Genomic DNA, 14,390 nt, shown 5'->3' with positions numbered 1-14,390 from the left:
CGCAGGCCGGCCCCGCAGGAAAGGGAGGAAGTGACCGTGTCCTCGGCCCGCAACTGGGCGGCCGGCGCCGCCGCCACTCTGCAGGACGCCCTGGCACCGCTGGTCGCGGCGGGGCGGATCCCTGGCGGTGTGATCACCGCCGGCACCGCCGGCGGTCCGCGCACCACCGTCGCCTGCGGCACGGTCGCCCCGGACTGCGGACCGGTGGCGCCCGACGAACACACCCGCTACGACCTGGCCTCGCTCACCAAGGTGACGGCCACCTGGCCGCTGGTCGGTCGGGCCGTCCGCGACGGACTGCTCGAACTCGACGCGCCCGTCCGCAGCTTTCTACCGGACCTTCCCAGCCCAGGCGGGGCGTTGACGATACGTCAGATACTCACGCACACCAGTGGCCTGTTCGACCGCACCTCCTTCGACCGCTACCTGGGCAGCCCAACCCCGCTGGCCCAGCTGATCTGTGCGGAGCCACTGATCAGCGAACCCGGCCGCCGACACCGGTACATCGACCGGGGCTTCATCCTGCTCGGCCTGCTCCTCACCGCGCTGCAAGGACGCCCCCTCGACCAACTGGCGGACGGGATCTGGCGCGGACTGGGCATGGCCGAGACCTCCTACGGCCCGCTGGTCCGCTCGCCGCGGGTGGCTCCGACCGAGGCGCGCCTGGTGGGGGCGCCGCACGTCTGGGGCACGGTGCACGATCCCAGCGCCGCCCTGATGGGCGGAGTCGCGGGCCACGCCGGGGCCTTCAGCACCGCAGCCGACCTGGCCGTCTTCGCCGAGCACACGGTCGCCTCCGAGTGGCTGGCCGAGAGCATGCGCCCTGCCGCGTACATCGAGCCGGGACGGCACCGCGGCCTCGCCTGGATCATCGCCGACACCGGCCCGGACAGCGGGCCCGTCGCCTACCACCACGGCTTCACCGGCACCAGCATCCATCTCGCCCCGCGCACCGGCCGCTACCTCGTCCTGCTCACCAACGCCGTCTACCACGGCCGGGACGCCGCCCTCCTGGTACCCGTCCGCACCCTCGCCGTCTCCGCCCTGACCTCCCCGAGCTGACCCGCACAGACCGCACGACTCGCCCTAGGAGCAGTTGCGTTGAGCACCACCTGGCTACCCGAGCAGGAATGGCTGACGAGCCTCGTCCGCGCCTACGTCGGGAGCAGCGTGCTGCTGACCGACCCCGACGGCAACGTACTGCTGCTGAAGGCGACTTACCGGGATTCCTGGCTGTATCCGGGCGGCGCGATCGACTGCGGTGAGAGCCCGGAGCAGTGCGCCGCAAGGGAGTTGCACGAGGAGACCGGACTGACCGCGGCCGAGCTGCGGCTGGTGGTGGTGGAGTGGCGCGACCCGCTGCCCGAGCAGGGCCAACTCGCTCACCCGGCGGTTCAGTTCATGTTCGACGGCGGTACCGTGCCGACCGGCTCGGCGATCCTTCCGCAGGCAGAGGAGGTGGCCGAGTACGGCTTCTTCCCGATCAGGCGGGCGGTCGAGCTGCTGCACCCGCACGCCGTGCCGCGGCTTGCGCACGCGCTCCGGGCGCGCCGGGACGGCGGTACCGCCCTGCTGCACAGCCCCGGCTACCTGGGCTGAGCGGCCCCGGCCGCTGCTCTTCGGGTGAACCTGCAGAGGGCCGTGAAGGCAAAGTGATCCGTAACAGTCGAGTCCGATTAATCTCCGGGCAACAGTGTCGAGCACCCGATCGAGGAGGGACACCATGCCCAGCCCCCACGAGGACTCCGCGCCCGGCGACGAGACCAGCAGCAAGACCCGGTCAACCGGCGTCGGCGGCCGACGCGACGACACTCCCGACGGCGGCCCGGAGCACGAGCCCTCGGGATGGCCCGACTGCGACTACGACGGCATCGAACCGCACCACAACCTGGACTGACCTCCCCCAGTGCCCCGGTCCGCCCGAGCGCCGACCGGGGCACTCGCGCTCCCCCACGACGACGGGAAGGCGCAGGAACGGTGGAGGCAGAGCGCAGCGGCTAGGCGGCCAGGCGGCCAGGCGGCGGAAAACCATGCCGGTGTTCGCGCCGATCGGTGTTCCAATGGTTGGTACCAGTCCAACAGCCGCGACGCCCTTTCCCGCGCACTACCGCCGCCGGGGCCCGCGCCGCGCCGAGCCGCAGGGAAGCCGGACACGATGGCCGCCGTCGATCGCATAGAGCCGGAAGCAGACCTCGAACTCGTCCGGGCGGCCACGCACACCGCCGAGACGTACGCCCGGGGTGACAACCACACCGTGGCCGCCGCCGCCCGCGCCAAGGACGGCCGGATCATCACCGGACTCAACGTCTACCACTTCACCGGCGGCCCCTGCGCCGAGCTGGTGGTCCTGGGCGCCGCCGCCGCGCAGGGCGCGTACGAGTTGGAGGCGATCGTGGCGGTCGCCGACGGCGGGCGCGGGATCGTCTCGCCCTGCGGGCGCTGCCGGCAGGTGCTCTTCGACTACTTCCCCGACCTGACCGTGCTCGTGGGCACCGCGGAGGGGCCGCGCGCGCTGCCCGTCGCCGAGCTCCTGCCCGAGACCTACGTCTGGGCCGACCACCAATGACGGGCCGGCCGGGGCCGGCGACCGCGAGCCACCGGGCAACGACGGACGACTGCACGGACCTCGTCTGCCGGGCACCCGCCCCGATGAGCCGGCCGCCCTCGAACTCTCCCGCACCGCAGTCTGATTGACGGCCACCGGGAGTGGACTCCCGCCTCCCGGACCAGCTTCACGCCGGGGTCCGGCCCGCAGCCGGAGATCCGGCCACTCTCCGATGACCCGCCGGGCCGAAAACACCCCGGCTCCATGAACCACCGCGCCACCCCTCGGAGCACCTGAGCACGCCGTACGCGCACCCGCCGGGCGTCGACACCCATGCGTCGACGCCCGGCTCTGCTGTGGTTGGAATGACCTGAAAGTACATCAAGGTATAGACCACAGCCGACTTGTCGCATACCTTTCACATCTGGCCGCGCCGGGGCCGCACCGCGAACTCGGCCTTCCAGGCGCGCACTTGACACCTCCGAAGGCACCGCCAGCACCAGCGAGCGGCGGAGTCCGCCGACGCCCACTCGCGCACCGTACACCCGAGCTGGAGGAACACACCCGCATGGGCGAGCAGTTGAAGGCCTGGGCCGGCGCCCCGCTGGCCGCGATCGCGACAGTCGTCCTGAGCGCGGGCACCGCCACCGCCGCGATACCGGGCAACAAGCCGGTGAGCGGCAGCATGACGTACTACACCGACACCGGCTACGGCGCCTGCGGCACCCGGATCGACCCCGGATCGGAACTCCTGGTCGCGGTCTCCCACACCTGGTGGACCTCCGCCAATCCCAACAACGACCCGCTGTGCAGGGGCATTTCGGTGAAGGTCACGTACCACGGGAAGACCGTCACCGTCCCGGTCCGGGACAAGTGCCCATCGTGCGACGCCGGTCACATCGACCTCAGCCGGCCGGCCTTCGCGAAGCTCGCGCCACTCGACAAGGGCGTGGTCAACGGCATCACCTGGCAGTTCGTCACCGCCGGCGGCAAGGCCCTCGGCCCGGCGCACGGCGACGGGGCGATCGCCGGGTAGCACCGGGACCGGAAGCCGTGCGGGCCAGGGGTGGCGGGCGTCGCAGGACCGGGTCCCGTCCCACCCGGCTCCACCTGGGTGCTCCCGGTCAGGGACAATGGGTCCGGCCCGGAGCGCGGCAGCAGGCGGTGCTCGGCCCCCTCGCAGGAGAACGCACCTTGTCCCAGAAGCGCAACGCCCCGTCCACCCCGGCCCCGGGTGACAGCCGGCTCGGCCTGCTGTCCGACTGTGCGAACTGCTTCGGCCTGTGTTGTGTGGCCCTGCCCTTCGCCGCCTCGGCCGACTTCGCGGTCGACAAGGACGCCGGCCGGCCGTGCTCCAACCTCCAGGCGGACTTCCGCTGCGGCATCCACACCCGGCTGCGCGAGAAGGGCTTCCCCGGCTGCACCGTGTTCGACTGCTTCGGCGCCGGGCAGAAGGTCTCCCAAGTCACCTTCGACGGGCAGGACTGGCGGCAGGCCCCCGGCACCGCACGACAGATGTTCGAGGTGTTCCCGGTCATGCGCCAGCTGCACGAGCTGCTCTGGTACCTCACCGAGGCGCTGGAGCTGCCCGCCGCCCGCCCCGTCCACCGCGACCTGCACCGTGCGCTGGGCGATGTCGAGCGCCTCACCCGCGCCGACGCCGAGACCCTCGTCCAGGCCGACGTCCCCGCACTGCGCGCCGACGTCAACGCGCTCCTGCTGCGCACCAGCGAACTGGTCCGGGCCGGCGTCCCCGGCAAGAAGAAGAACCACCGCGGCGCAGACCTGATCGGCGCCCGGCTCAAGGGCGCCGACCTGCGCGGCGCCAACCTGCGCGGCGCCTACCTGATCGCGGCCGACCTGTCCGGCGCCGATCTGCGCTCCGCCGACCTGATCGGAGCCGACTTCCGCAACGCCGACCTGTCCGGCGCCGACCTCACCGGCAGCATCTTCCTCACCCAGGCCCAGCTCAACGCCGCCAGGGGCGATGCCGCCACCAGGCTGCCCGCCGCCCTCAACCGCCCCGCCCACTGGTAGCCGCCCCGCGCGGGCGCGGCCCGGTCACACCCGGCGGCGCACTCCGAGCGAGGCCAGGAACGCGGCGTCGAGTGGCCGCTCCCAGGCCAGCACCGCCACCCGCCACCCGCGCCAGGTGAACTCCAGGCCGCGGATGCGCTCGTCGCTCCAGTGGTGCCGTACCGCCTCCACCGGGCTGCCGTCGATCTCGGCCGCCTCCGGGTACTCGCCGAGCCGCCGCACCGCCTCCGGCCCCGGGCGGCCGCCCCGGCCGAGCAGGTTCACCAGCGCGGCCGACGTCTGGTCGCGGCCGGCCGTCTGCGCGAAGACGTACGCGGGCGCGCTGTGGCGGTCGCCGGTCAGATAGGAGTGGATGACGGCATCCGGTCTCCCGTCGGGTGCCGTCCCTCCGGTGATCACCACACCCTGCCCGCCGGGCCACTCCCGGATTCCGAGCACCGGGACTCCGTCCATCGATCCCTCCCCATTCGTCAACCGACCGGGTACACAAGGTACTTGACTTGCAGTCGGCCGAGTGCCGGAACGCGCCCCCGGCTCGCTCCCGACCGCCCGTGCGCAGAGCGGCGGGCGGTCGGGCGCAGCTGTGGGAGGCCCGGGCGGCGGGCGGTCAGACCCGTGGCACCAAGACCCGCCGGCTGTGCTGCTGGAGGGCGAGCAGCCCGTCGTGCGGCTCCCCCGGGTACGAGTCGTTCATCGCCCCCACCGCGGTGACCCGCAGGGCGCCGGCCCGGACGAACTCGTCGGCGAGTACGCCCGTCTCGCCCGGGGCCGCCGCCAGACCGACGGTCTGCAGATAGCTGCGCAGCGGCCGCAGTACGGCGGGGATCCGCTTGCGCGGCAGGGGCCGCACCCAGACCGTACGGAACAGCGGGGACACCGCCGGCTCGGAGCGCCGGTCGGCGAGCACCCGCCACCGCCCCTCGGGGTCGGCCAGCACCCGGCCGTGGCCTAGGTGCTGCTCCAGCCGGGCGACCGTCACCGTGGTGGTTATCTCGGCCCGCTCCTGCAGGGTGGGGGTGGGATGCGGCAGTCCCGCGGCCGCCTCGGCCAGCGCCTCGGCCAGTCGCTCGGCCACCGCGAAGAGCTGGTCGTCGTCCTCGGTGTCCAGGTAGAGCACCTGCGGGCTGGTGCACGCCTGCTGGTCGTGCCGGCAGACGCTGCGGGCGAGGTCCGCAAGGATCCCCGGGTCGGACCAGGCGGCCTCGGTGAGGTAGGCGAAGGAGATCTTCGGCCCCCAGGCCACCAGCCGCCGCCCCGGCCCGACGTGTTCCGCGACCCCCGCGACCGCCTCCTCCGTGCCCCAGACCACCACCGAGTCGGCGGCCCGGCAGACCCTGCGCAGCCAGTCCCGGTTCCGGGACGTGAAGCTCAGCACGATGGTCAGCGCGGCGACCGCCCCGCTGGGGTCGTACCCGGCCAGCGCCTCGGCGAAGAGCTGGACGAACCGGCTGCCGCCGGTGGTCTTGGCCATGTTCAGGTTCCCGGTGAGCAGGCCCTCGACCAGGCTCCAGGGCCCCGCGGTGGCGACGTTGCCGGGCAGCACGTGCGCCACCAGTCCGACCGGCGCCCAGTACTCCGCCGCCGCGCTCCCGGCAGGGACGGGCGTCTCGGGCCTGGTGGTACCCAGCTGGGCCGTCAGTACGCGCTCCAGGGCGTCGCGGCGCAGCAGCCCGGCCAGGTCGCCGAGCACGGCCGCCGCCTCCTGCTCCGAGGCGCCCGACCGCCCGAGCTCCGCCGCCAGCAGGTCGCGGACGGTGCTGGCGGGTCCGGCGAGCCCGGCGGCGAGCGCCGCGCACGCCTCGATCACCGCCTCGGTGCAGGGCGGCAGCTGCCGGGCGGCGGCGGCGAAGGTGTCCAGGTCGGCGAGCCGCCGCCCGGCCTCCTCGTCGTCGATCCACTCTCCCTGCCACAGGTGCTTCACGTCGGTCATGACCCTGCCTTCAGGAGTTCCGCGGCGGCGATGGCACAGGAGCGGTTGCGGGAGACCCCGGCGCGCCCGTGGACGGTGAAGTACGCCGTGCCGAGCCCGCAGCCGCAGCCCTCGGGGGCGTGCAGCGTGCCCAGGTCGTTCATCACGATGCTGTGCGTCGGCATCGACGTGATGAAGGGCGAGACGAACTGCAGGTAGCCGGTCTCCCCGTACGGCAGCGCCCGGAGCGTGTCGACCGACCGCACCAGTACCCGGGACCAGGTCGGGACGTGCAGGTTGTGCCGCTCGCACTCGAAGTACGGCAGCGGGTGCTCGACCGAGCCGTAGGCGTCCCGGATCCGGTGGTCCGGCACGCCGAGCTGCTCCCTGATCGCCGCGTAGAGGTCGCCCTTGGGGATCTGCCGGTCGGCGTTGCTCTTCCAGCCGCCGCCCAGGAAGACCAGCGAACGCGGCGACAACTTCAGCGGCGGGTGGTTCAGTTGGGCCATCCGCTCCAGCGTGAAGTGCAGGAAGGCGGGGTAGCCGAGGATCCGGACCGGAATGCCCTCCTCGGCGTAGCGCTGCAGCGCCAGGATGCAGCCGAAGGGGTCGAACTCGTGCCCGGTACCGGTGTGCCGCAGGCCGAAGGTGAGCGACCTGGCCGGCGCGAGCTCGCTGACGTAACCGAGGCCGAAAGTGGCGCCGTTGGTGAAGTCCGGACGCGGTTCGTAGCCGTAGACCAGGTAGTTGACCTCCTCGGACCGGTCCACCCAGCCGTAGTGGTCAAACACCCGGCAGTCCATCTCCTGCATCACGTCCGCCGACCACTTGTCCAGGAAGACCTGGGACTTCTGGCCGCTGGTGCCCGAGGAGGTGAGGTGCAGGGAGATCTGCTCCTCGGGCACCGACCTGATCTCGTTCCGCTTCAGGAAGGAGGCGTGGACGAAGGGCAGCCGGTCCAGGTCCGCCGTCGAGCCGATGTCCGGCCGGCCGGCCTCCACCCAGAGCGAGGCGTAGAACGGTGAGTGCTCCAGGTGCCAGGTGTTCACCTCGCGCAGCGCACCGAGGAAGAGCTCGTCGCTCTCGGGTCCGGCGGCGAACGGCGCCGCGGTGTCGAACAGCAGCTGCAGCCCGCGCAGTCGCCGCGGATCCGGCACGCTCAGTCGCGTGCCGGACACCTGGGTGGGTATTCGGGTCATTCTCGGCGCCTCATTGCGTTTCTCGGAACGGCGGTGCGGGGAGCGGCTCAGACCGTCGGCGCGTAGAAGAAGGTCTTCGCGACGCGCGATGGTGCCCCCGGCACCGAGGACGAAGAGGTCGGCGAACCTCAGCCGCACCTCCTGGCCGTTGTGCAGCACTCCTCGAGCAGCCGCTGCACGGCGGCCGTGATCACGCCCGGTCCAGGCGGCGCCCGGCCGCCCATCGATCCGGCCACGGCCCAACGCCCCTCCCCCACCGCCGCATTCGCTGGTGACTCGTCGCGCTCGGTTCGTTCCTCGCGCTGCCGCTACCTCATCCGATGGAGGCGGGAAGATCAAGGGCTTGGAACCGGACGGGACCCTCGTCCGCGAGGTTCGCCGCCACCCAGTCGGGGTTGTGGACGGTGTCGGCGTACCCGGTGCCGCGGTCCGCGCAGAGGAAGACCACCGTCGGGGGCCGACCATCCGGTCGGCGCCGGGCCGGCTCGCGATCGGCGAAGTAGCTCCGGATCGCGGCGTACACACTGCCGGTCGAACCGCCCGCGAAGATCCCGTACCGGTGGAGCAACTCATGGCAGCCGGCGGCGGCTTGGCGCTCCGGCACGATCACGACCTCGTCGATCAGCGCCCGCCCCACCAGCGGCGGGACGATGCCCGAGCCCAGGCCGGGAATGCGCCGTGGTGCCGACGGCCCACCGAAGATCACCGAACCGACGGCATCCACCGCGACTACCGTGACGCCCGGGAACACCTCCTTCATCCGGTGCGAGAGCCCGGCGATGGTCCCGCCGGTACTGACACCGACGAAGAGGTAGTCCACCGAGCGGAAGGTACGGGCCAGTTCACCACCGGTGAGCCGGTAGTGCGCCGCCGCCGCGTCCGGATTGGTGTACTGATTCGGCCAGTACACCGGCTCCAGCTGCCGGCGGAGTTCACCGACCCGGTCCAGCCTCGCGTTCAGGAAGCCGTTGGCGCCGTCCGGGTGCTCCACCTTCTCCACCCGCCGGCACAGCGAGCGCAGATACGCCTCGGTCGAGGCGTTGCAGTTCGGGTCGATCACCGGCAGGAAGTCGATGCCGAGCGATCGGCACAACGAGGCCATCGAGAGCGCGAAGTTGCCGGATGAAGACTCCACCACCGTGGTCCGCTCGGTGATTTCTCCCCGCTCGATCGCCCGCTTGAGAATCCAGAACGCGGACCTGTCCTTCGCACTTCCATTGGGATTGCAGAATTCCAGCTTCGCGTAGAGCTCGAGCTCCTCGTCGGCCAGCTTGATCACCGGAGTCTGCCCCGGGGATACGCTCAGCATGTCCAGACGGTCGTCCAGGCGGCTCACCGCTCGGCTTGCCATCGGTCGGTCGACGCATATCGCGGCAGCGGGAATTGCGAGGCGAGCGTGGCGACGTCCGCCGCCACCGCCTTCCGGGTGAACTGCTCCAGTTCGCAACTCCGGTCGTCGACCGGCCGGACCGCGCCGAGTACGGCATCGATCAGGCGGGCACACTTGCGCATCTCCGCGGGGCCGAAGCCGCGCTGAGCAGCCGCATTGGTGCCGATTCGCACTCCGCTCGTGCCCCCGGCCGGGTCGGCGAGCAGATCGACCCCGTTCTGTGCGACTCTCAATAACGGAGAAGGAGCGTTGGCTCCACGATCCAGAGCACTGTCGAAAACTGCCACAGGCGCACCAACCTTCACAGTCCTACAGAGTGATCAGGTATTCTTGGCATTTCCTTGCGACATCATGAACAAAACAACCAGGGCGCATCGAGGAATCCCGGATCCATCGCGCTGGCGACAGCCTGTCCGCAGCATCGGACCGCGTCAACCGGTTCCTGGACGGACGGCTCAAAACCACTGCACCTCAGGGAAATCGCCCGTCCCCATGGCCACGCTAGCTTGATCGCGGCAAACCCAGCAACGACGACTTAAAGTGACCCGCATCACATTCGCAAATCCTTCGCGGCCAGTCGCATCCTCTATCGCCTTGGCGGATTCCTCATTCGACCCCCAATTCCCCTTTCGTTACAGAAATTGACACCACCACCTCAAGGCAGCCGGTTCCCGTTGACCATCAACTCACCGTCGCGGACGTTCCGTCGCTCGCTGACCTCCGGTCACATCCGTCACACCGGGACTCATGATCACCTCCTTTGGCAGACAGGAGGGTCGGGCCGTCATTGAGCACCGATCCGGGCCACGGAAGGCCTTTGCTCATGCTTGATCTCTCCCTCTCCCGTCGACCGGCAGCCGCTCGACCTGCGCTCCAACTGGCCGGAGCGCGACTGGTGGCCGCTACCGGCGCGTGAGGGATTCCTCACCCCAGCGGCAGGCGGAGTTCCGTCCGTCCGTCTTGCTCGGGCAAGGCGGAGCACCAGACCTTCGCCTCGCCCGGGGCCGCCGGCGTCCGAGGCGCTTAGGTGTGCGGCGCAGCTTTCTCGACGGCTGGCCATTGCGTCCAGCTCCCCCTATCGGTCCAGGCCGCAGACGGCTTCGGCGGCGGCGAGCCAGCCGAGGTACCAGCCTGCGAAGTCCAACGGAGAGCCATCCGCGTCGCGCACCGGATGCAGATCCGTACCGTCGCCGCGCGGGTCGCGCCACACTCGGCCGCGCTCCGAGCCGGTCACGACCAGCACGTCGGAGCCGGCGGGGCGGGCCCGGCTACGGCGTTTTCCCGGTGCGGCGCGACGGTACCGGCAGCTGCGAAGCCGTGTCCCATCACCCCGAACACCTTGCCGCCGCCCGGCGCTGTGGCCAGAGCCAGAACCCGCTCGCGCGCCCCGGGCCAATCGGTTGTCATGGCGCCCCCACCTTATTCGGTGATCACCTTCGCCGAGGCGGCCCGTCGGATCGGAGGTCTCACGTGCGCGACTGCTTCCGTGTCCGCGCACGCTTACAGTGGCCCTCTCTGGCTGGACGCCTACCGGGCGAGGCCCACGACAGCCCTCGCTCAACTGCCCCCAGGGCTCTCTCGTCGCCACGCGATCGCCACACGACACCGGGAATCGGGCCGAAAGCGGCCCGGACAGGCCCACCCGGCCCCCTCGGCCACCGAGCATGAAAAAGGCCCCCGACCTGGGACTATGCAGGTCAGAGGGCTTCCCTCGGCTAGGCGACGGACGAGCGCGACCTATACGCCGGGTTCTGTCTCCCGGGTTGCTTGCGCGGCCCGGGGAGGCGGCCATCCATCTAGGGCTGCCGTTGCCGACAGCCTCGTGCGGTCTACCCGCGGACTCGGGCGAGCAGCCCTCGAACATCCGCGCACGGTGCCCGAGGGCACCGATCTTGACCTTGCTCCGAGTGGGGTTTACCGAGCCGGCCGAGTCACCTCGGTCGCTGGTGGTCTCTTACACCACCGTTTCACCCTTACCTGCGGCCGAAGCCGCAGGCGGTCTGCTTTCTGTGGCACTGTCCCGCGGGTCACCCCGGGTGGGCGTTACCCACCACCCTGCTCTGTGGAGCCCGGACGTTCCTCGGCGGGTCCGTTGAGGACCCGTCGCGACCGCCCGGCCGGCTCGTCCGCCGTACTGGTCATCGTAGCCGGTCGGCGGCGGGCCTCCGTACCCCGCGCTCCGGCCGCGGCGGGCGGACGCTCAGTGGGCGACCGCCTGCCGCCCCTGTTCGGGGGCGAGGCGTACCGCCACTCCGGCTGCGGTACGGGCGGCCCAGGCGGTGCTTGTCAGTACGCCGAGCAGCAGGATGGCCGCGCCCAGGCCCACCACGATCCACCAGCCGGTGTGGCTGGCCTCGGTGAAGCCGCTGCCCGCGCGGGGGCCGAGGGAGGCCGTGGCGGCGACCACGGTGCCGATCACCGCCACGCCCAGCGACTGCCCGATCTGGCGGCTGGTCGAGGCGATGGCGGCCGCGACACCCGCCTGGGACACCGGCATGCCGGAGACCGCCGCGTTGGTGATCGGCGCATTGACGAGGCCGAAGCCGATTCCGAACAGCGCGTAGGCGACCAGCAGCAGCCAGGCCGGCGAGTCGTCGGCGATCCGGGTGAGCAGGACGCCGCTGGCGGCCAGCGCCGCGCCCGCGGCGAGCAGCGGGACGCGCGGACCGTGCCGTCCGACGATCCGTCCGGAGAGCGGCGCGAAGACGCCCATCATCCCGGCCATCGGCAGGGTCCAGAGCCCGGCCTCGAAGGGGTCGTAGTGGCGGACGTTCTGCAGGTAGAGGGTGTTCAGGAAGAGGAAGCCGCCGAGCGCGGCGAAGGCGCAGACGGCGGTGACGGTGGCGCCGGTGAACGGGACGCTGCGGAAGAAGCGCAGGTCGATCAGCGGCTCGGGGGTCCGCAGCTCCCACCAGGGCAGGACCAGCAGTGCGGTGAAGGCGACGGTGGCGAGGGTCAGGATCAGGGGCGAGGCCCAACCGTGGCCCGGGCCCTCGATGATCGCGGCGGTACCGGACCCGAGCAGCACCACCATCAGGACCTGCCCGACCGGGTCCAGCTTCCGGGGCCTCGGGGCCTTGGACTCGGGGACGTAGCGGAAGGTCAGGGCCCAGGCGAACAGTCCGACCGGTACGTTGATCAGGAAGATCGACGGCCAGCCCGCCGCCTCCACCAGGGTCCCGCCGATCAGCGGGCCGAGCGCCATGCTGATGCCGACCACTCCGCCCCAGACACCGATCGCCTGGGCGCGTTCCCGGCGGTCGGTGAAGGTGTTGGTGATGATCGACATCGCCACGGGGTTCAGCATGGAGCCGCCGACCGCCTGCAGGGCCCGGAAGGCCACCAGCCAGCCCAGCCCGGGCGCGAGGCTGCACAGCAGCGAGCCGAGGACGAAGACGACCAGTCCGGTCAGGAACACCCGGCGCCGCCCGAACCGGTCCGCGACCGATCCGGAGAGGATCAGCAGTGCGGCGAGCACCAGGGTGTAGGCGTCGATGATCCACTGGAGTCCCGAGGCCGCCGAACCCAGGTCGTGCTGGATCGACGGCAGCGCGATGTTCACGACCGTGTTGTCCAGGCCGACGATGAACAGGCTGAAGCAGCAGATCGCGAGCACGAACAGTCGGTGTCCGCGGGTGGTCGGGGTCGGCGTGACGGTTGGTGCGCTCACCTGTTGATCATCCCAACGGGTCGGAGACGGTGGAGAACGGGTCGGAGGCAGTGGGAGGGGACGGACGGCGAGGGGGCGGACGGCGAGGGGGCGGACGCAGGACGGCTGCCCGCTCCGGAGCGAACGCCCGCTCGGCGGAGGCTCATGCGGGGGCGAAGCGGACCGTACGGGTGGCCGGGTCGGCCTTGGTCAGCCGGACCCGGAGGCGTTCGCCGAGCGTGAGGGGCGCCGAGTCGCCCTCGCACCGGGCGGCCACGGCCGGTTCCCGGAGCTGCACCGTGCCGTCGACCGGTCGGCGTTCGTCGACCTCGATCACCACGGCCTCGAAGTCCTCGCCCTCACGTCCGCGCAGCAGCTCGGCCTCGACCAGGTCCGTGAAGGCCCGCTCCACCTCGTGGGCCCGCCGGTCACCGCTCGCCATCAGCGTGGCTACCCGCGGCAGCGCCTCCTGAACCCAGCCGGGGACGTCGGCGCCGTCGGCGAGGGCCAGGCAGGCCTCCAGCGTGTAGCGGTCGGCGAGGCGGCGCAGCGGCGCGGTGCAGTGCGCGTATGGGGCGGCGAGGGCCGCGTGGTCCGGGTCCGCCGGGGGCGGGACGCCTCGAGCGGTGTCGAAGGCGTGGTACCCGGCACCGCGCAGCAGCCCGGCGCACGCCTTGAGGAAGGCGGCACCGGTGGCCCGGCCCGGGTCGAGCGAGCGGATCAGCCCGGGGTAGCCGGTGCCGTCGGGCCAGTCCACGTCCAGGGCGCGGGCGACCCGGCGCAGCCTGGCGTACGCGGACCGCGGCGCGCCGGGGAGGGTGCGGAGCAGGCCGATGCCGGCGTCCAGCATGAGCTCGGCAGCGGCCGTACCGGTGAGCAGGGTGAGTTGGGCCTTCCAGCCGTCGACGGGGCGCGGAGCGCGGTACTCGAGCCGGTAGCCGCCGTCGACCGGTTCGATCCGCTGTTCCGGGACGGGCAGGCTGACGCCGCCGCGCGCCTGCTCCCGGGCCTCGCGCAGTCGGCCGATCTCGGCGAGGAGTTCGATCTGCGGCGCCGCGGTGCCGCGGTCGAGCTCGCGCTGGACGGTCTCGGGGTCGAGGCGGCGACGGGAGCGGACCGTGGCCCGGCGCAGGTCGGCGAGCAGCACGGCACCGTCGGAGTCCAGGTCGACCTGCCACAGCAGGGCCGGGCGCAGTTCGCCGGGGTGGAGGCCGGCGGCCTCGGAGACGAGGGGCGGGTGCAGCGGGATCCGGGTGTCCGGCAGGTAGCGGGTCCGGACCCGGCGGTGGGCCTCGGTGTCGACGGCGCCACCCGGACCGACGAAGGCGGCGACGTCGGCGATCGCATGGTGCACCCGGTAGCCGCAACCGCGCCGCGCCAGGTGCACGGCCTGGTCCAGATCGCGGGAGCCTGGCGGGTCAAGGGTGAACAGGTCGAGGTCGGTCGCGTCGAACTCGGGCAACCGGGGTACGGCACAGGACCGTCCGGCCTCGGCGAGGACCTCGTCGGGCCAGTCCGCGGACAGCTGCATCGCGGCCCGCAACTCGGCGAGCTCGATGGTGATCCGGGCGGAGTCGGTTGCTCTGACCGTGAGTTGTGGGCGCGGCATGGTCGCAGCGTACGGCGGGTGCGGGTGAAGTGGCCCGTTGTGCTGGGCCGTA

General features: G+C 71.8%; 13 protein-coding genes and 1 other RNA gene. 6 read left to right on the top strand and 8 right to left on the bottom strand.

Annotation, left to right across the window (positions count from 1 at the left end):
• Positions 1-30: 30 nt before the first annotated feature.
• From ACZ5ON_RS00480 to ACZ5ON_RS00455, 6 genes are all read left to right on the top strand, one after another.
• Positions 31-1,062 (top strand): serine hydrolase domain-containing protein, encoded by a 1,032-nt coding sequence (locus ACZ5ON_RS00480; RefSeq protein WP_465582465.1) that lies wholly within the window; start codon positions 31-33, stop codon positions 1,060-1,062.
• A 39-nt stretch (positions 1,063-1,101) separates the two neighbouring features.
• Positions 1,102-1,599, top strand: a complete 498-nt coding sequence (locus ACZ5ON_RS00475) for an NUDIX domain-containing protein (RefSeq protein ID WP_465582462.1) — start codon at positions 1,102-1,104, stop codon at positions 1,597-1,599.
• 124 nt (positions 1,600-1,723) lie between these two features.
• Positions 1,724-1,897, top strand: coding sequence for a hypothetical protein (locus ACZ5ON_RS00470; RefSeq protein ID WP_465582459.1), 174 nt, complete (start codon positions 1,724-1,726; stop codon positions 1,895-1,897).
• A 258-nt stretch (positions 1,898-2,155) separates the two neighbouring features.
• Positions 2,156-2,566 (top strand): cytidine deaminase family protein, encoded by a 411-nt coding sequence (locus ACZ5ON_RS00465; RefSeq protein WP_465582456.1) that lies wholly within the window; start codon positions 2,156-2,158, stop codon positions 2,564-2,566.
• Between the two features lie 547 nt (positions 2,567-3,113).
• Positions 3,114-3,581, top strand: a complete 468-nt coding sequence (locus ACZ5ON_RS00460; RefSeq protein WP_465582453.1) for a cysteine/serine endopeptidase inhibitor — start codon at positions 3,114-3,116, stop codon at positions 3,579-3,581.
• Positions 3,582-3,739: 158 nt separating this feature from the next.
• Positions 3,740-4,582: a pentapeptide repeat-containing protein gene (locus ACZ5ON_RS00455; RefSeq protein WP_465582450.1), complete on the top strand. Its 843-nt coding sequence runs from the start codon at positions 3,740-3,742 to the stop codon at positions 4,580-4,582.
• A gap of 24 nt (positions 4,583-4,606) precedes the next feature.
• On the opposite strand, the gene ACZ5ON_RS00450 is transcribed toward ACZ5ON_RS00455, so the two are convergent.
• The 8 genes from ACZ5ON_RS00450 to ACZ5ON_RS00415 all read right to left on the bottom strand — a co-directional run bounded on the left by ACZ5ON_RS00450 (position 4,607) and on the right by ACZ5ON_RS00415 (position 14,338).
• Complete coding sequence (locus ACZ5ON_RS00450) at positions 4,607-5,035, bottom strand: hypothetical protein (RefSeq protein WP_465582447.1); 429 nt, start codon at positions 5,033-5,035, stop codon at positions 4,607-4,609.
• Between the two features lie 154 nt (positions 5,036-5,189).
• Positions 5,190-6,512, bottom strand: a complete 1,323-nt coding sequence (locus ACZ5ON_RS00445) for an acyl-CoA reductase (RefSeq protein ID WP_465582444.1) — start codon at positions 6,510-6,512, stop codon at positions 5,190-5,192.
• Positions 6,509-7,690 carry a LuxE/PaaK family acyltransferase gene (locus tag ACZ5ON_RS00440; protein WP_465582441.1) on the bottom strand — a complete coding sequence of 394 codons (1,182 nt, stop codon included), beginning with the start codon at positions 7,688-7,690 and terminating at the stop codon, positions 6,509-6,511. Before ACZ5ON_RS00440 ends, ACZ5ON_RS00445 begins: the two co-directional genes overlap by 4 nt.
• A 313-nt stretch (positions 7,691-8,003) precedes the next feature.
• A complete protein-coding gene (gene sbnA, locus ACZ5ON_RS00435; RefSeq protein ID WP_465582438.1) occupies positions 8,004-8,999 on the bottom strand; it encodes a 2,3-diaminopropionate biosynthesis protein SbnA in 996 nt (331 codons plus the stop codon).
• 23 nt (positions 9,000-9,022) lie between these two features.
• A complete protein-coding gene (locus ACZ5ON_RS00430; protein ID WP_465582435.1) occupies positions 9,023-9,367 on the bottom strand; it encodes a hypothetical protein in 345 nt (114 codons plus the stop codon).
• Positions 9,368-10,803: 1,436 nt separating this feature from the next.
• An RNA gene (rnpB, locus tag ACZ5ON_RS00425) (RNase P RNA component class A) lies at positions 10,804-11,205 on the bottom strand.
• 75 nt (positions 11,206-11,280) lie between these two features.
• Entirely contained in the window at positions 11,281-12,750 is a 1,470-nt protein-coding gene (locus tag ACZ5ON_RS00420; RefSeq protein WP_465582432.1) for an MFS transporter, read from the bottom strand.
• Between the two features lie 142 nt (positions 12,751-12,892).
• A complete protein-coding gene (locus ACZ5ON_RS00415) occupies positions 12,893-14,338 on the bottom strand; it encodes an RNB domain-containing ribonuclease (RefSeq protein WP_465582429.1) in 1,446 nt (481 codons plus the stop codon).
• Positions 14,339-14,390: the final 52 nt, after the last annotated feature.

The sequence above is a fragment of the Kitasatospora sp. NPDC032150 genome (genome assembly GCF_055579945.1).
Note: the sequence above shows the minus strand (reverse complement) of the source record. Positions and strands in the feature narration are given on the sequence as shown.